This window comes from Streptomyces sp. NPDC050564 (genome assembly GCF_044457265.1).
In the GTDB taxonomy this organism is placed as follows: domain Bacteria; phylum Actinomycetota; class Actinomycetes; order Streptomycetales; family Streptomycetaceae; genus Streptomyces.
Genome location: NZ_JBITGS010000014.1, coordinates 96,064 through 112,853, shown reverse-complemented (window position 1 = coordinate 112,853; position 16,790 = coordinate 96,064). Strand labels below are relative to the sequence as shown.

Annotated in this window: 14 protein-coding genes and 1 pseudogene; 9 read left to right on the top strand and 6 right to left on the bottom strand. The window is 70.2% G+C overall.

Features of this window, described 5'->3' with window-relative positions; genetic code table 11:
- Positions 1-112 precede the first annotated feature (112 nt).
- From ACIBK0_RS23015 to ACIBK0_RS22980, 8 genes and pseudogenes are all read left to right on the top strand, one after another.
- Positions 113-499, top strand: a complete 387-nt coding sequence (locus tag ACIBK0_RS23015) for an antibiotic biosynthesis monooxygenase family protein (RefSeq protein ID WP_399082872.1) — start codon at positions 113-115, stop codon at positions 497-499.
- Positions 492-1,400 (top strand): amidohydrolase family protein, encoded by a 909-nt coding sequence (locus ACIBK0_RS23010; protein ID WP_399082869.1) that lies wholly within the window; start codon positions 492-494, stop codon positions 1,398-1,400. The genes ACIBK0_RS23015 and ACIBK0_RS23010 overlap by 8 nt, the downstream gene beginning before the upstream one ends.
- A gap of 98 nt (positions 1,401-1,498) precedes the next feature.
- A complete protein-coding gene (locus ACIBK0_RS23005; RefSeq protein WP_399082866.1) occupies positions 1,499-2,239 on the top strand; it encodes a response regulator transcription factor in 741 nt (246 codons plus the stop codon).
- A complete protein-coding gene (locus ACIBK0_RS23000) occupies positions 2,236-3,825 on the top strand; it encodes a sensor histidine kinase (RefSeq protein WP_399082863.1) in 1,590 nt (529 codons plus the stop codon). The genes ACIBK0_RS23005 and ACIBK0_RS23000 overlap by 4 nt, the downstream gene beginning before the upstream one ends.
- 14 nt (positions 3,826-3,839) lie before the next feature.
- Complete coding sequence (locus ACIBK0_RS22995) at positions 3,840-5,345, top strand: glycosyltransferase (protein WP_399082860.1); 1,506 nt, start codon at positions 3,840-3,842, stop codon at positions 5,343-5,345.
- Positions 5,342-7,603, top strand: a complete 2,262-nt coding sequence (locus tag ACIBK0_RS22990) for an ArnT family glycosyltransferase (protein ID WP_399082857.1) — start codon at positions 5,342-5,344, stop codon at positions 7,601-7,603. Before ACIBK0_RS22995 ends, ACIBK0_RS22990 begins: the two co-directional genes overlap by 4 nt.
- A 137-nt stretch (positions 7,604-7,740) precedes the next feature.
- Positions 7,741-8,949: pseudogene (locus ACIBK0_RS22985) on the top strand (MFS transporter); the annotation flags it as partial.
- Between the two features lie 79 nt (positions 8,950-9,028).
- Positions 9,029-9,802 (top strand): TetR/AcrR family transcriptional regulator, encoded by a 774-nt coding sequence (locus ACIBK0_RS22980; RefSeq protein WP_399082853.1) that lies wholly within the window; start codon positions 9,029-9,031, stop codon positions 9,800-9,802.
- A 159-nt stretch (positions 9,803-9,961) separates the two neighbouring features.
- On the opposite strand, the gene ACIBK0_RS22975 is transcribed toward ACIBK0_RS22980, so the two are convergent.
- The 4 genes from ACIBK0_RS22975 to ACIBK0_RS22960 form a co-directional block, all read right to left on the bottom strand.
- Positions 9,962-10,432 (bottom strand): PPOX class F420-dependent oxidoreductase, encoded by a 471-nt coding sequence (locus ACIBK0_RS22975; RefSeq protein ID WP_399082850.1) that lies wholly within the window; start codon positions 10,430-10,432, stop codon positions 9,962-9,964.
- A 55-nt stretch (positions 10,433-10,487) separates the two neighbouring features.
- Positions 10,488-11,309: a YceI family protein gene (locus ACIBK0_RS22970; RefSeq protein WP_399082847.1), complete on the bottom strand. Its 822-nt coding sequence runs from the start codon at positions 11,307-11,309 to the stop codon at positions 10,488-10,490.
- 106 nt (positions 11,310-11,415) lie between these two features.
- Positions 11,416-13,932, bottom strand: coding sequence for an MFS transporter (locus tag ACIBK0_RS22965; protein WP_399082844.1), 2,517 nt, complete (start codon positions 13,930-13,932; stop codon positions 11,416-11,418).
- 21 nt (positions 13,933-13,953) lie between these two features.
- A complete protein-coding gene (locus tag ACIBK0_RS22960) occupies positions 13,954-14,457 on the bottom strand; it encodes a MarR family winged helix-turn-helix transcriptional regulator (RefSeq protein ID WP_399082841.1) in 504 nt (167 codons plus the stop codon).
- 237 nt (positions 14,458-14,694) lie between these two features.
- On the opposite strand from ACIBK0_RS22960, the gene ACIBK0_RS22955 reads away from it, so the two are divergent.
- Positions 14,695-14,895 carry a hypothetical protein gene (locus ACIBK0_RS22955; protein WP_399082838.1) on the top strand — a complete coding sequence of 67 codons (201 nt, stop codon included), beginning with the start codon at positions 14,695-14,697 and terminating at the stop codon, positions 14,893-14,895.
- A gap of 78 nt (positions 14,896-14,973) precedes the next feature.
- Here the strand turns inward: ACIBK0_RS22955 and ACIBK0_RS22950 are convergent, their stop codons facing one another.
- Together ACIBK0_RS22950 and ACIBK0_RS22945 are read right to left on the bottom strand one after the other, a co-directional pair.
- Positions 14,974-15,264, bottom strand: coding sequence for a hypothetical protein (locus tag ACIBK0_RS22950; RefSeq protein ID WP_399082835.1), 291 nt, complete (start codon positions 15,262-15,264; stop codon positions 14,974-14,976).
- A 554-nt stretch (positions 15,265-15,818) separates the two neighbouring features.
- Positions 15,819-16,736, bottom strand: coding sequence for an RNA polymerase sigma factor SigF (locus ACIBK0_RS22945; RefSeq protein WP_399082832.1), 918 nt, complete (start codon positions 16,734-16,736; stop codon positions 15,819-15,821).
- Positions 16,737-16,790 lie beyond the last annotated feature (54 nt).

Genomic DNA, 16,790 nt, shown 5'->3' with positions numbered 1-16,790 from the left:
TCTTCCGGGAGAGGGGAAAACGTCGCCGGGATGGTCAAGACTTCGATCCCTTTTGGATCCCGTTCGGAAAGGTGCTGGACGGGCCCGTGCGGCCGAGCCCAGAGTGGCGGACATGAGCGATCATCCGAATGCGCCTGTCGCACCCGTCGCAGCCCATGAACCGCCGTACTACGCCGTCGTGTTCACCTCCGTACGAACGGAAGGCGACCATGGGTACGGCGAGACGGCCGAGCGCATGGGAGAGCTGGTGAAGGAGATTCCCGGGTACCTCGGGGAGGATGCCGCCCGTACGCCCGGCGGGCTGGGGATCACCATCGCCTACTTCCGGGACCTGGCCGCCATCGACGTGTGGAGGAATCATCAGGAGCACAGGGCGGCGAAGGAGTACGGGCGTGCCCACTGGTACGAGCGCTACACCCTCCACATCGCCAAGGTCGAGCACAGCCACGGCTTCGAGCGCAGCGACGGGTCCGAACCTGAACGGGTCGGACGTGGCTGAGGCGGCGGAGGTCCGGGGGTTCTGGGAGCGGCTCGGGCTCCCCGGGCTCGTCGATGTGCACACGCACTTCATGCCCGAGCGCGTGCTGCGCAAGGTGTGGGACTACTTCGACGGGCTCGGACCGCTGACGGGCGGCGTCGAGTGGCCGATCACCTATCGCGCGGACGAGGACGAACGGCTCGCGGTGATCAGGGGGTTCGGCGTGCGGGCCTTCACGGCCATGCTCTACCCGCACAAGGCCGGCATGGCCCAGTGGCTCAATTCCTGGGCCGTCGACTTCGCCCGCCGGACCCCCGACTGCCTGCACACCGCGACCCTCTTCCCCGAGCCGGGCGTGGAGACGTACGTGCGGGAGGCGGTGGACTCGGGGGCGCGGGTCTTCAAGGCGCATGTGCAGGTGGGGGCGTACGACCCGAGCGATCAACTCCTCGATCCTGTGTGGGGGTTGCTCGCCGAGGCCGGGGTCCCCGTGGTGATCCACTGCGGGTCCGGTCCCTCGCCGGGCAAGCACACCGGGCCCGGGCCGATCGCGCAGGTACTCGCCCGGCATCCCCGGCTGCGGCTCGTCGTCGCGCACATGGGGATGCCCGAATACGAGGACTTCCTCGACCTCGCCGAGCGGTACGGGGAGGTGCGGTGCGACACGACGATGGCGTTCACGGACTTCAGCGAGCCCCTCGCGCCGTTCCCGCGCGAGGCGCTCCCCCGGCTCGCCGACCTCGGCGACCGGGTCCTCCTCGGCACCGACTTCCCGAACATCCCGTATCCGTACGTGCACCAGCTGCACGCCCTGGAGCGGCTCGGGCTGGGGGACGACTGGCTCAGGGCGGTCTGCTACGAGAACGGCGCGCGCCTCTTCAAGATCGCCTCCGAGGCCGCTCCCGGCACCGCACCCGCGTGATCTTCCAAGGAGTTCCCTGAGAGGCGCCTGTGTGTTTCTCAGGAAAAACACAGGTTCCCGCAAGGATGCTCTCAGCGGCGCCCACCAAGGTTTCCGCTATGACCACGACCTCGCCCCAGGGGCGCACCGAACTGCTGAGGCCGGACGGGAGCCCCGTCCGAGTGCTTGTGGTGGACGACGAGCTGTCGATCACCGAGCTGCTGTCCATGGCCCTTCGCTATGAGGGCTGGCAGATCCGCAGCGCGGGTGACGGACAGGGTGCAGTGCAGACCGCCCGCGAGTTCCGGCCCGACGCCGTCGTTCTCGACATGATGCTGCCCGACATGGACGGGCTGGCCGTCCTCGGCCGGTTGCGTCGTGAGCTGCCCGACGTGCCGGTGCTGTTCCTGACGGCGAAGGACGCCGTCGAGGACCGGATCGCCGGGCTCACCGCCGGTGGCGACGACTACGTCACCAAGCCGTTCAGCCTCGAAGAGGTCGTGGCCCGGCTGCGCGGGCTGATCCGCCGTTCCGGTGCCGCCGACCGGCGTTCCGACTCCGTGCTGGTCGTCGGGGACCTCACCCTCGACGAGGACAGCCACGAGGTGTCGCGGGCCGGCGAGAACATCCACCTCACCGCGACCGAGTTCGAGCTGCTGCGCTTCCTGATGCGCAATCCGCGCCGGGTGCTCAGCAAGGCGCAGATACTCGACCGCGTGTGGTCGTACGACTTCGGTGGCCAGGCCAACGTGGTCGAGCTGTACATCTCCTACCTGCGGCGGAAGATCGACGTCGGCCGTGAGCCGATGATCCACACCCGGCGTGGAGCCGGTTATCTGATCAAGCCCGCGGCGTCATGAGCCGGCGACGACGGCCGCGTACGCAGAAGAGGCGAGGACGACAGCCGCGCACGCTGCGGACGCGGCTCGTCGTCGCGTCCGTGACGCTGATCGCGGTCGTGTGCGCGGTGATCGGCACGGTGACCACGATCGCGTTGCGCTCACACCTGTACGACCAACTGGACAAGAACCTGGGTGAGGCGTCGATGCGCGCCGCGGGTGGCCCGGTGGGCAGCGACGGGCCCGTGCGCCTCCCGAACGGCGACGACATCGTCAAGGATCCCCTCGAATTTGTCATCCGTGGCCCGCAGGGCATGGGCGCCATCGGCGCGATCGTCAAGGACGGCGAGGTCACCAAGGGCATCGTCAGCGTGGGGAAGAAGGACTCCGGCGGGGTCAAGCAGCCCACCCCGGTCCAGCTCAGCGACAGCCAGCTGGCCGTCCTCGCCTCCGTCGCGAAGGACAAGCGCCCGCACACCGTGGAGATCCCCGGCCGGGGCGAGTACCGCGTGCAGTATCAGGAAGGCAGGAACGGCGCCTTCTACGTGGCACTCCCGACCAGCGACGTCACCAACACCCTCACCACGCTGATCTACGTCGAGATCAGCGTCACCGGTGCGGGTCTGGTGGCCGCTTCCCTGGCGGGCGCCGCCATCGTGACCCTCGCCCTGCGCCCCCTGCGCAAGGTCGCCGCCACCGCCACCCGGGTCTCCGAACTCCCCCTCCACACCGGTGAAGTCACCCTGTACGAGCGGGTCCCCGAGTCGGAGTCCGATCCGCACACCGAGGTCGGGCAGGTCGGTGCGGCGCTCAACCGGATGCTCGACCACATCCACGGCGCCCTGCACGCGCGGCAGCAGAGTGAGATGCGCGTACGGCAGTTCGTCGCGGACGCGAGTCATGAGCTGCGGACGCCACTGGCATCCATTCGCGGGTACGCCGAGCTCACCAGACGCGGCAGGGAAGAGACGGGTCCCGACACCCGGCACGCGCTCGGGCGCATCGAGTCCGAGACGGGGCGGATGACCCTGCTCGTGGAGGATCTGCTGCTGCTCGCGCGGCTCGACGCCGGGCGGCCGCTGCAGCACGAGCAGACCGACCTCGTACCGCTCGTCATCGACGCTGTCAGCGACGCCCGGGCGGCCGGGCGCGACCACAACTGGCGGCTCGAACTGCCGGAGGAGCCTGCCCTGGTGTCGGCCGACGCCGCACGCCTGCAACAGGTCATGGTCAATCTGTTCGCGAACGCGCGCACGCACACGCCACCGGGTACGACCGTCACGGCACGCGTGCACCGGCACGGGCCGTGGCTCTGCGTGGACGTCCAGGACGACGGGCCCGGGATTCCCGCCGATCTGCTCCCACGTGTCTTCGAGCGGTTCGCGCGCGGTGACTCGTCGCGCTCCCGTGCCTCCGGATCGACCGGTCTCGGGCTCGCGATCGTGCAGGCCGTCGCGTCCGCGCACGGGGGTGCCGTGACCGTCGACAGCGTCCCCGGCCGGACGGTGTTCACCCTGCATTTGCCTGCGCTTGCTCTGGAAACACAGTGGCAATCGCACTCACAGGCACAGCACAGCGCCACCACATGGGTGCAACAGGGCGCTTGACGAGAGTCGTTCGCATGCGAACCGACTCTTCTCCCGGCAACCTGCCGGCGCGGGAGCACCTCCCGGCCGGAGACGCCGGTACGCCTGTCCTGGACGTAGTGATCCCCGTCTACAACGAGGAGAAGGACCTCCAGCCATGTGTGCTCAGACTGCACGAGCACCTCAAGCGCACGTTCCCGTACGCGTTCCGCATCACCGTCGCGGACAACGCGTCCACGGACACCACCCCACAGGTGGCCGCGCGGCTGGAGGCGGAGATCCCGGAGGTCACGTCCTTCCGGCTCGAGCAGAAGGGCCGCGGCCGGGCGCTGCGGACCGTGTGGTCGGCCTCGGACGCCCCGGTCCTCGCCTATATGGACGTGGATCTGTCCACCGATCTCAACGCGCTGCTGCCGCTGGTGGCTCCGCTGATCTCCGGTCACTCGGATCTCGCGATCGGCTCCCGGCTGTCCCGCTCCTCGCGGGTGGTGCGCGGCGCCAAGCGGGAGTTCATCAGCCGCACGTACAACCTGATCCTGCGCGGTTCGCTGCAGGCCCGCTTCTCGGACGCGCAGTGCGGCTTCAAGGCGATCCGCCGTGATGTCGCCCAGGTGCTGCTGCCCCTGGTCGAGGACACCGGCTGGTTCTTCGACACCGAGATGCTGGTGCTCGCCGAGCGCGCCGGACTGCGCATCCACGAAGTGCCGGTCGACTGGGTCGACGACCCGGACTCGACGGTGCACATCGTGAAGACCGCGACCGACGACCTCAAGGGGGTGTGGCGGGTGGGACGCGCTCTCGCCACCGGCTCGCTGCCGCTCGACCGGCTCGCCCGGCCCTTCGGGGACGACCCGCGCGACCGCGACCTGACCGACGTGCCCAAGGGACTCGCCCGCCAGCTCGTCGGGTTCTGCGTGGTCGGCGGTCTGTCCACGCTCTTCTATCTGCTGCTCTACAGCGGCTTCCGGTCGTTCTCGGGGGCGCAGGTCGCCAACGCGCTCGCCCTGCTCGTGTCGGCGGTCGCCAACACGGCGGCCAACCGGCGGCTCACGTTCGGCGTACGCGGCCGGGGCAGTGCCATCCGGCACCAGGCGCAGGGCCTGGTCGTCTTCGGTATCGGTCTCGCCCTCACCAGCGGCTCGCTCGCCGCCCTGAACGCGGCGACGACCAGCCCCTCGCACTCCACCGAGCTGGCGGTCCTCATCGCCGCCAACCTCGCGGCGACGGTGCTGCGGTTCCTGCTCTTCCGCGCCTGGGTCTTCCCGGACCGGCAGGGCGAGACGCCGTCGCAGGTCGTGGCCCCGTACAACCCGGCCTCGCCCACCTACGCGACGGCCCCGCACGCCCAGGCCTCGCACGCGCACGCCGCGCATCCGCCGCTGCCCCAGCGCCCGGCGGCGTCCCCGTCCCCGTACGACACCTCTTCCTACGACACAGCCCAGTTCCGCGCCGGTGAAGCCGCGGACCGCACCTGGGGGGACTCGACCATGCAGTTGCAGGCGGTGCGCCCGCACGATCACGATCCGAGGAACGCACGATGACGACTCAGCCCGATACGAGCCATCAGGGGGGCGGGAGTGCCTCCTGGGGACCACCGGACACGCAGGGCGGGAATCCCTCCTGGGGGCCGCCGGATACGCAGGGAGCCACAGCCGTGCACCAGCCGGTCGTGCCGGCCGCGCCCCCCGTTCCATCCCCTGGCACCGGTGATCCCGAGCAGCCCTTCGCGCGCCGGGTCTGGCGCGGCCGGCCCGAGGACCCGCGCTGGGCACGCCCCGCCTTCCTCGGCCTGCTGCTCGCCACCGCGGTGCTGTACCTGTACAACCTGATCGCCTCCGGGTACGCCAACTCGTTCTACTCCGCGGCCGTGCAGGCCGGCAGCCAGAGCTGGAAGGCGATGTTCTTCGGCTCGCTCGACTCGGCGAACGCCATCACGGTCGACAAGCCCCCGGCGTCGCTGTGGCCGATGGCCCTGTCGGTGCGGATCTTCGGCCTCGACTCGTGGGCGATCCTCGTTCCCGAGGTGCTCATGGGCGTGGCCACGGTCGGCGTCCTGTACGCGGCCGTCCGGCGCCGCTTCAGCCCAGCGGCAGGTTTGATCGCGGGCGCCGTGCTCGCGCTCACTCCCGTCGCCGCGCTGATGTTCCGGTTCAACAACCCGGACGCGATGCTCGCGCTGCTGATGACCGTCACCGTCTACTGCGTGATCCGCGGTCTTGAGGACGGCCGCACGAAGTGGCTGGTCTGGGCGGGCGTCGCGGTCGGCTTCGCCTTCCTGGCGAAGACCCTGCAGGCCTTCCTGATCCTGCCGCCGCTAGCGGTCCTGTACGCGGTCTGCGCGCCGGTGAAGCTGAAGAAGCGGTTCGGCCAGCTGGCCCTGTCGGCGGTCGCGATGGTCGTCGCCGGCGGCTGGTGGGTCGCGATCGTGGAGCTGTGGCCCGCGTCCTCCCGCCCGTACATCGGCGGCTCGCAGAACAACTCCTTCCTCGAGCTGACCTTCGGCTACAACGGCCTCGGCCGCATCAACGGCGACGAGACCGGCAGCGTCGGCGGCGGTGGCGGGGGCGGCGGCACCGGCCAGTGGGGCGAGACCGGCTGGGACCGGATGTTCAACTCGGAGATCGGCAGCCAGATCTCGTGGCTGCTGCCGGCCGCGCTGATCCTGCTCGCCGCGGGGCTCGTGCTCACACGCAAGGCCAAGCGGACCGACCTGGCCCGCGGTTCGTTCCTCGCCTGGGGCGGCGCGCTGCTGATGACCGCGGTCATCTTCAGCTACATGGCGGGCATCTTCCATCAGTACTACACGATCGCCCTGGCCCCCTACATCGCGGCCGTGGTCGGCATGGGCGTGACGGTCCTGTGGGAGGAGCGGTCCAGGATCTGGGCCTCGCTCACCCTCGCGGCCTCGGTCACCGCGACCGCGGCCTGGGGATACGTCCTGCTCAACCGCACCCCCGACTACCTGCCCTGGCTGAAGTGGCTGGTCCTCATCGGCGGTCTGGCCGGCGCCCTCGGTCTGATCTTCGCGGCCAGGCTGGGCCGTCAACTGGCGCTCGCGGCAATTGGGCTGAGCTTCGTGGCCTCGATCGCGGGCCCGACGGCGTACACGCTCTCCACCGTGAACACCGGGCACACCGGCTCCATCGTGACGGCCGGTCCCGCGGGCGCGAGCATGATGGGCGGCCGAGGTGGCGGTCCCGGCGGCGGTGGCATGCGGGGTGGCTTCCCCGGTGGCGGCCAGAACCAGCAGAACGGCAACGGCAACACCCAGCAGGGTGGCGGCATGGGCCAGCCCCCGACCGGCGGTACCGGCGGTTTCCCCGGTCAGAACCAGCAGGGCAACGGCAACACCCAGGGCCAGAACCAGCAGGGTGGCATGCCCGGCGGTGGCGCGATGGGCGAGGGCGGCATGGGCGGTGGCGGCGTGGGCGGTCTGCTCAACGGCGCGAGTGTCGGCTCCGCGGCCAAGAAGCTGCTGGAGACGAACGCCGAGGACTACACCTGGGCTGCCGCGGCCATCGGTTCTCAGAACTCCGCGAGCTATCAGCTCGCCACCGGCAAGCCGGTGATGGCGATCGGCGGCTTCAACGGCACCGACCCGTCCCCGACACTGGCCCAGTTCAAGAAGTACGTGGAGGACGGCAGGATCCACTACTTCATCTCGGGCGGCGGCATGGGCGGTGGCGGCAACTCCGGCACCTCCTCGCAGATCGGCTCGTGGGTCACGGCCAACTTCAAGAAGGTGACAGTCGGTTCAGCCACCTTCTACGACCTGACGCAGCCGACGAGCAGCAGCTGACGGTTCCTTCCACAGGGCGGTGGCCCGGGGCGATCCCGCTCCGGGCCACCGCCCTTTTCGTACGGTGCCGCATGCCGCTTTCGTACGGTGCCGAATATCGCGTTGTGCGCCGTATGGGAACTGTTCTGCGGTGTACAGCATGCCCGGCGGGCATGGGCGTGGGCGGAGCGCTGCTGCTCACCACGATCCTCGCCGTCGCGACGCAGATCTTCACGCCCGACGAGCACCCGAAGGCGATCGGCATCTGGAGCGCCGTGAACGCGCTCGGGTTCGCCGCAGGCCCCCTCCTCGGCGGCTTCATGCTGAACCACTTCTGGTGGGGCGCGATCTTCCTGGTCAATCTGCCGGTGGCGGCGCTGGGGCTGGGCGCGGTGATGGCCCTCGTACCGGAGTCGAAGGCTGCGTTTTCCCGGGGGGCAACCCCCGGACCCCCGGGGCGAGGTGACCGCCCGGATCTCCTCGGCGCGCTGCTCTCCACCATCGGTATGACCGCGCTCGTGTACGCGATCATCTCGGGCCCCGAGCACGGGTGGACGTCGGGACGGGTGCTGGTCACGGCGGGGGTCGCCGTGGCGGTGCCGGCCGCGTTCGCCTACTGGGAGAGCCGGATTCCGTACCCGATGCCCGACCTGCACTGCTTCCGGGACCGGCGTTTCACGGGAGCGGTCGCGGGTGCGGTGCTCATCACCTTCGGTATGGGCGGTGCGCTGTTCCTCCTCGCCCGGCACCTCCAATTCGTCCTCGGGTGCGGCCCGTTGGGGGCCGGACTGCGCGCGGCGCCGCTCGCGCTGTCGGTCGTGGCGCTGAACTTCTCCGGCCTGTCGGCGAAGTGGACGGCGAGGCTCGGCTCGCCGGCGTCGATCGCGCTCGGCATGATGCTGATGTCGGCGGGGCTGGTGTCCATCGCGACACTCTCCGACAGCGCGACGCATGGGTACGGCGGCACGCTGCTCGGCCTGCTGCTGATCGGCGCGGGGTGCGCCATGGCCAACCCCGCCGTGGCGCACGCCATCATGAGCGCGACCCCGCGGGAGAAGGCGGGCGTCGGCGCGGGCATCAACGGCACGCTCGCCGAGTTCGGCAACGGGCTGGGCGTAGCGGTCCTCGGTGCCGTCCTCAACTCCCGGTTCGCGGCACTGATTCCGGTGGCGGCGAGCTCGCTTCCCGCCGCGCTCGCCTCGGCCGGCTCGGACGAGGAGCGGGGACGGATCACCGACGCGTTCTCGTCGGGCCTGGAGAGCAGCCAGTCGGTGGGTGCGGTGGCGGTGCTACTCGGTGGACTGGTCGCGGCGGCGTTGCTGCGGCGGGCGGAGAGGGCAGACTCCGCGATGGCGGTTTCCGCGTAACGCCCGCTTAGCATCATCAGGGAGGCGGACCGGGGAATTCCGGCCCGCCCCGCAGTCCGATTTCCGAGGAAGGTGCGCCATGGTGAGGGCAGCCGACAGGGCCAAGCGTCCGGCGCGGACCAGTGTCTGGCTGGAGGGCAAGGCCCACCGGGGCGGTGCGGCCCGTGGTGGCGGCCAGCCGTCGGGACTCGACCGGGAGCGGATCACCGAGGTCACGGTGCGGCTGCTGGACGCGGAGGGGCTGGCCAAGTTCTCCATGCGCCGGCTGGCCGCCGAATTGAACGTCACCGCGATGTCCGTGTACTGGTACGTCGACACCAAGGACGATCTGCTCGAACTGGCCCTCGACGCGGTCTTCGGCGAACTGGAGCTGCCGGATCCCGAGTCCGGCGAGGACTGGCGCGATCAGCTGCGCTCCCTCGCCGTCGGCTACCGGGCCCTGCTGGTGCGCCACCCCTGGGTGTCCCCGCTCATCGGCAACTTCCTCAACATCGGCCCGCACTCCATGGCCTTCTCGCTCCGTGTGCAGCAGGTGGTCGGCAACACGGGGCTGCCGCCGCACGGCCAGATGGGCGCGCTCTCCGCCGTCTTCCAGTTCGTGTACGGCTTCGGCACGATCGAGGGGCACTTCGTGCAGCGGTGCGCCTCCGCGGGCATGTCCCAGGACGAGTACTTCCGCCAGGCCATGAGCACCATCAGCGAACAGCCGCAGTTCGCTGCGAACCTCGAGAGCGCGGCGGATCTGATGGAGGCGCGCGGGGGCGACACGGTCGAGGAGATGCGCGAGCGGGACTTCGCCTTCGCCCTGGAGATGCTCATCGCGGGCATCGAGACGATGGTCCAGCGCGGCTGAGGGACGGCCTTCTTCGCCCCCCCCGCCCCCAAAAGGGGCGCGGGGAACTGCGCGGACAACCCACCGGCCCGCCCCGACAGAACAACGCAAGGGGGGTCCTGGGGGCTCAGCCCCCAAGTACGGGACCGGGCAGGGGCGGAGGGGGCGAAGAAGCCGCTCCTACTCCTGCGGAGCGAGCCGCGCCGGGAAGCCCCCGGTCGCCACCGGCCCCCACCGCTCCGGGGTGACCCGGATGATCGACTTGCCCTGCTTGAGCATCGCCTCGCGGTACTCGTCCCAGTTCGGGTGCTCGCCGGCGATATTGCGGTAGTACTCGACGAGCGGCTCGACCGAGTCGGGGGAGTCGACGACCTCCGCCGTGCCGTCGATCTGGACCCACGGCCCGTTCCACTCGTCGCTCAGCACGATCAGGCTGACACGCTCGTCCCGCTTGGCGTTGCGGGTCTTGGCGCGCTCGGGGTAGGTCGAGACCACGATGCGCCCCGAGTCGTCGACTCCGCAGGTCAGGGGCGAGCCCTGGGGGCTGCCGTCGGCCCGGCGGGTGAGGAGGATGGCGCGGTGGCGGGGGCGTACGAAGTCCAGCAGTTCGTCGCGGGATACGGAGGTGTTCGTCGCGATGTTCGGTGCCATGGGTGCAGCCTAGGGGCACAGTGGCCCGCCCAGGCTGACCCTGCCGTGCCTACGCTCACGCCTGCGGCAGCGATTCCCCCTGCACCGCCTGAATGTCCAGCTCCACCTTCAATGTCGTACCGATGGCCGAGATGCCAGCCTGGACGACCTGGTTGTAGTTCATGGCGAAGTCCTCGCGGTGGAGTTCGGCGGTCGCGCGGAACGCGGCGCGGGTGCCGCCCCAAGGGTCGGCGCCGGTGCCGAGGTAGGCCAGGTCCAGGTCGACCGGCCGCACCACCCCGTGCATCGTCAGCTCGCCATGGACCGTCCAGCGGTCCGAACCGGCCGGGGCCAGCCCCGTCGAGCGGTACGTGATCTGCGGGTAAGTGCCGACGTCCAGGAAATCCGGGGACTTCAGGTGCCCGTCGCGCATGCCGTTGCCGGTGTCGATGGAGGCGGCCTGGATCACCGCCTCCACGCGGGACTTGGCCACCTCGTCGGGGGCGATCTCGATCGAGCCCGCGAAGTCCGTGAAGCGGCCGTGCACGCTGGAGATGCCCAGGTGCTGGGCGACCGCACCCACGGAGGAGTGCGCCGGGTCGATGGTCCAGGGGCCGGGCGGTGGAAGCTCGGTGCCGCCCTGGCGGGCGAGGGTCACGTTGCCGACCTCGGCCCGGCCGCTCGCCGTGACGATCGCGCTGGACGCGGCGGGGGCGTACCCGACCGCGGTGACGATCACGGTGTACGCGCCGGGCGCGAGGGCGGTCGTGTCGTGCACGGCTCCTTCGTTGTCCGCCTCGGCGCGCACCACCTGTGTACCGGTCATGTCGGTCACCGTGACGACCGCGTGCGACACGGCCCACCCGTCCCGCGTGCGGATGCGTGCGGTCAGTCCCATCCCGTTTTCTCCCTGCAATGCATGAAAAATTGGTCGCAATGAAACCGGCCCGTGGGGGGCGCACCTCCGCTCAGAGTGCGCGCGTCCCCACGGGCCGGGGCTCGGACTACTCGCCGGGGTGGGCGAGGTCGATGTCGTGGTCGTCGACTCCGCGGCCGCCCACGGTCAGGGCCGTCGCCACCGGCGGGTAGCCCGTCGCGATGACCGTGTACTCGCCGGTGTCCAGGTCGGTGAAGGCGTACGCGCCGTCCGTGCCGGTCCTGGCCGTGCCGATCACGTTGCCCGCCGCGTCCACCAGCGTCACGCGGGCGTCCGCGAGGGGGCCGTACGGTGCCCGTACGACACCCTGGACCTGGGCGCCCGAGTCGAGTTCGACCTCGATGCGGGTGACTCCGGCGCCGCCGACCTCGACGGGCAGGGCCCGCGGCCGGTGGCCCGCGGCGTTCACCGCGACCGTCATGACACCCGGCACCAGTTCGGCGAAGGTGAATTCGCCCTGCTCACCGGTGGTCCCGGTGGCCAGCACGTCACCGCGGACGTCGGTCACGATGACCATGGCGTCCTTGACCGGGGTGCCGAAGGCGGCGGCCCGGACGACACCGCTCAGCCCGCTCGTGCCGCTCAGCAGGATGTCGTACGCGACCGGCTCGTCGTTCACGACGATCGTCGAGGCCTGCGGCTGGAAGCCGTCGGCGGAGGCGATCAGGACGTACGACCCGACGCCGGGCGCGTCCACCGCGTAGGAACCGTCGGCCTGCGCGACCGAGCGGCCCAGCTGCCGTCCCGCGAGCGAGATCAGCGTGACCGCGGCCTGCGGCACGGGCGCGCTCTCCGCGCCGCGGACGTAACCGCGTACCGGGATTCCGCCGGACAAGGGCATCGGGCCGCTCTCCTTCGTCGCCGTGGCGGCTGCCGCCAACGGTTGCGTTCCCTGGGGGCCCGTCTCGGTGACGGCGACGGCCCAGCTCGGGACCCTCTCCTCGACGGCGGCCGGGGTCTCGGCAGCGGCCGGAGCAGCGACCTCCGCCTTGGCCTCCGCGGCCTGGGCCAGCGCGCCCGAGGTGCGCAGCGGCACCTCCTTGATGAACAGCACGATGAGGAAGGCGATCAGCGCCATGCCGGCGGCGATCAGGAAGACGTCCGCGATGCCGTGGCCGTACGCGCTCTCCATCACGGTGCGCAGCGGCTTGGGCAGCTTGTCCATGTCCGGGATGCTGCTGGAGCTGGAACCGGACGCCAGCTTGGCGTACTTGGGGCCGAGGTCGGTCAGACCGTCCTTGACGTAGTCGGTGATCCGGTTGGCCATGACCGCGCCGAGCGCGGAGACGCCGATCGCACCGCCGAGGGAACGGAAGAACGTCACCGTGGAGCTGGCCGCGCCGAGGTCGGACGGGGCCACCTGGTTCTGTGTGGACAGCACCAGGTTCTGCATCATCATGCCGATGCCGAGGCCCAGCAGCGCCATGAAGATCGCGATGTGCCAGTACGTCGTGTCGTAGCGGATCGTGCCGAGCAGGCCCAGGCCCGCGGTCACCAGGGCGCCACCGGCGACCAGCCAGTACTTCCACCGGCCGGTCTTGGTGATGATCTGGCCGGAGACCGTGGAGGAGATGAACAGGCCGCCGATCATCGGGATCGTCATGACGCCCGACATCGTCGGGGACTTGTCGCGGGCCAGCTGGAAGTACTGGCTGAAGAAGACCGTGCCGGTGAACATCGCGACACCCACGAAGAGCGACGCGAGAGAGGAGAGGGTGATGGTGCGGTTGCGGAACAGCCGCAGCGGGATGATCGGCTCGCTCGCCTTGGACTCGACCAGGATGAACAGCAGCCCGAGGACGACCGCGCCGCCGACCATCGCGTACGTCTGCCACGAGATCCAGTCGTACTTGTCACCGGCGAAGGTGACCCACAGGAGCAGCAGGGAGACCGCGGCGGAGATGAAGAACGCGCCGCCCCAGTCGACCTTCACATCCCGCTTCACCACGGGCAGGTGCAGGGTCTTCTGCAGCACGATCAGCGCGATGACCGCGAACGGCACACCGACGTAGAAGCACCAGCGCCAGCCGAGCCAGCTCGTGTCGGTGATGACACCGCCGAGCAGCGGGCCGCCGACGGTTGCGACGGCGAACGTCGCACCGAGGTAGCCGGAGTAGCGCCCACGCTCACGCGGGGAGATCATCGCAGCCATCACGATCTGCGCGAGGGCGGACAGACCGCCGACGCCGACGCCCTGCACGACACGGCAGGCGATGAGCATGCCGGCGTTGTGCGACAGACCCGCGGCAGCGGATCCCAGGACGTAGATGATCAGGGCTATCTGTACGAGCGCCTTCTTGCTGTACAGGTCGGAGAGCTTGCCCCACAGGGGTGTGGTCGCCGTCATGGCGAGCAGCGAGGCGGTGACGACCCAGGTGTAGGCGGACTGGCCGCCGCCCAGGTCGCCGATGATCTTGGGGAGCGCGTTGGAGACGATCGTCGACGACAGGATCGCGACGAACATGCCGAGCAGCAGCCCGGAGAGCGCCTCCATGATCTGCCGGTGCGTCATCGGAGCGCCGTCGGCGGCGCCTCCGTGCTTGGCGTGAGAGCCCCGCACACCGGCTGGTGTGGTCGTTGCCATGGGCTTCCTTTTCTTACGTGCTTAAGCGGGTGTACGGGTGGTCAGTTCGGGATGCGCTGTCGCATACGGGTGCGGGTGGGGCGGCCGCGGTGTGGCACGGCAGTCGCCGAAGCTCTCCCGCAGCCGGCCCATGAGCGCGATGAGCAGCCCGACCTCGTGGTCGGACCAGTCGCTCAGCCGGTCGGCGAGGAGCCGCGTCGTGCGCCGGGAGAGCTCGTCGAGCTGCTCCTGGCCCGCGGCGGTCAGGTGCAGGATGCGTGAGCGCTTGTCGGCCGGGTCGGGGGACCGTTCGATCCAGCCCCGGTCCGCGACGTGCGCGACATGGCGGCTGGTCACGGACATGTCCACGGAGAGCAACTCGGCGAGCCTGCTCATCCGCATCTCGCCGTACCGGCCGAGCAGCGTCAGCACGGCAGCGGAGCCTCCGGGGCAGTCGGGCGGCAGGATCCGCCCCATGTCCCGCTTCACGGCACCGATGGCGCTGAGCTGACGAGCCAGCTCCTCGTACTGCGCCTGCTCGGCCATCACACACCTCCCGTATTCGTTGCTTAGGGCAACCATAAATAAGTTGGTTGCCGCAGGCAAACTAAAAAGGGCATGCAGGGCTAAAAACTTGGCAAAGGCAAGCATTGGTAAACGTAAACTTGCAGGTGGGAGGGGCGGTCTGGCGGGGAGATCGCTGGAAAGCCGCGGCCAGGATCACCGAGTCCCGGTGGCCCCCGCACTTGGGCAGTCCCTGCGCATTCGCTAGTGTCCTGCTCCATGGCAAACACCCAGGGCCCCGAGGGCAACTACGACCCCGCGGGTAGCACCCAGATGTTCCGTGCGTTCGTGGACGAGGCCCCCCAGGGCCGACAGCAGCAGCAGGCGGCCGCCCCCGCGGGGCCCCGTATCGGCCTGATCGTCGGCGTCGTCGTCGCCGTGTTGGTCGTGGCCGCGGTGGCTTGGCTCGCGCTCAAGTAAGCCCGGCGAGTGGCTCGGCTCGCGCTCAAGTGGCCACGGCGGAGCGAAGTCGTACGGCTCTGAGTGCGGGGCGAAGCCCTACTTCCACCGGACGGATACGTCCCGCGTCTCGATGTGCATGCCCAGCGGCACGCGCCACGCGTCGACGCACACCGTCCAGGTCTTGTCCTTCTTCGTGCCGGCGGTGATCGGCGCGGGAAGGTCTTCGGTGGACTCGATCGTCGCCCAGTCGATCCCGAGCGCTCCGATGATGTGCGTCCCGAAGGTCACCGTGCCCGAACGCACGGCCGTACCACCCGTGTTGCGGAACGAGACGGTCACCTTCTCGCACCACCGCTGATCGGTGGCCTCGCGCGAGGGGGTGCCCACGCTGAGCACAGCGGGCCCGGGGCTCGCCGTGGACCCTGACGCCGTCGGGGTCGGCGTCGCGGACGCGTGCCCCGAAGTCCCGCCTGGACCACCGTTCGAACCCCCGCTCGTGGGCCCGGAGTTGCCGTCACCGGACGGGTACGTCGACGTACCGCTTCCGTCGGCCGGATCGCCGGAGCCCGAAGTCGTCTCTCGGGAGGCCGGACCGGATTCGGAGCCGGGACCTGAGGCCGTCTCCCCGGAGCCCGAACTCCCGGAAGCGTCCGTTCCCTTGGAGTCGAGGGCCGCGTCACCCCCGCCCTCGAGCGGCATCAGTGACACGTCTCCCGAGGGGGCCACCACCGCCCCAGGTCCCCCGGGCGAACCCCCCGCGGCCCCGACGGCGACGTACCCGTCGCCACCCCCGCCACCCCCGCACGCGGCCAGCACGCCACCCAGACACAGCACAGCCGCCGAGGCACCCACAAGGGCACCTCGGCGACCACGTATCGACTCTCGACGCATCGCGCCAGTGTGGCTGACGCCCCGTCAATTATGAAGCCTGCGTGGGGCGGTCAGTCGGAGATGAGCCCTTCCCGCAGCTGCGCGAGCGTGCGGGTCAGCAGCCGGGAGACGTGCATCTGGGAGATGCCGACCTCCTCGCCGATCTGCGACTGGGTCATGTTCGCGAAGAAGCGGAGCATGATGATCCGGCGCTCGCGGGGCGGCAGCTTGGCGAGCAGCGGCTTGAGGGACTCGCGGTACTCGACGCCCTCCAGGGCCGTGTCCTCGTAGCCGAGGCGGTCCGCGAGGGAGCCCTCGCCGCCGTCGTCCTCGGGGGCGGGGGAGTCGAGGGACGAGGCCGTGTACGCGTTACCGACGGCGAGGCCGTCGACGACGTCCTCCTCGGACACGCCCAGGACCGCGGCGAGTTCGCCGACCGTGGGGGAGCGGTCCAGCTTCTGCGAGAGCTCGTCGCTGGCCTTGGTGAGGGCCAGCCGCAGCTCCTGGAGGCGGCGCGGCACGCGCACCGACCACGAGGTGTCGCGGAAGAACCGCTTGATCTCGCCGACGACCGTCGGCATCGCGAACGTCGGGAACTCCACGCCGCGTTCGCAGTCGAAGCGGTCGATCGCCTTGATCAGGCCGATCGTGCCCACTTGGACGATGTCCTCCATCGGCTCGTTGCGGGAGCGGAAGCGCGCGGCCGCGTACCGGACGAGCGGGAGATTGAGCTCGATGAGCGTGTCCCGGACGTAGGCGCGCTCCGGGCTGTTCTCGCCGAGTGCGGCCAGCCGCAGGAACAGGGAGCGGGACAGGGTGCGGGTGTCGATGGCGCCCGAGGATTCGGGGGCCGGGAGGACGGCTTCGGGGGCCGGAGAGGCCGGGACGGCGTCGGGGGCCGGAAGGGCCGGGACATCGTGAAGCGCGTCGGGCGCGGACTCGCTCTTCATGAGCGTGAGCACCTTCGAGCTGCCCTGGTCTGCGGACATGCCACCCCCTTTGGGTCGCGGACGGTCGCGGCAGTCGCTCCCGTCGGAGGAACG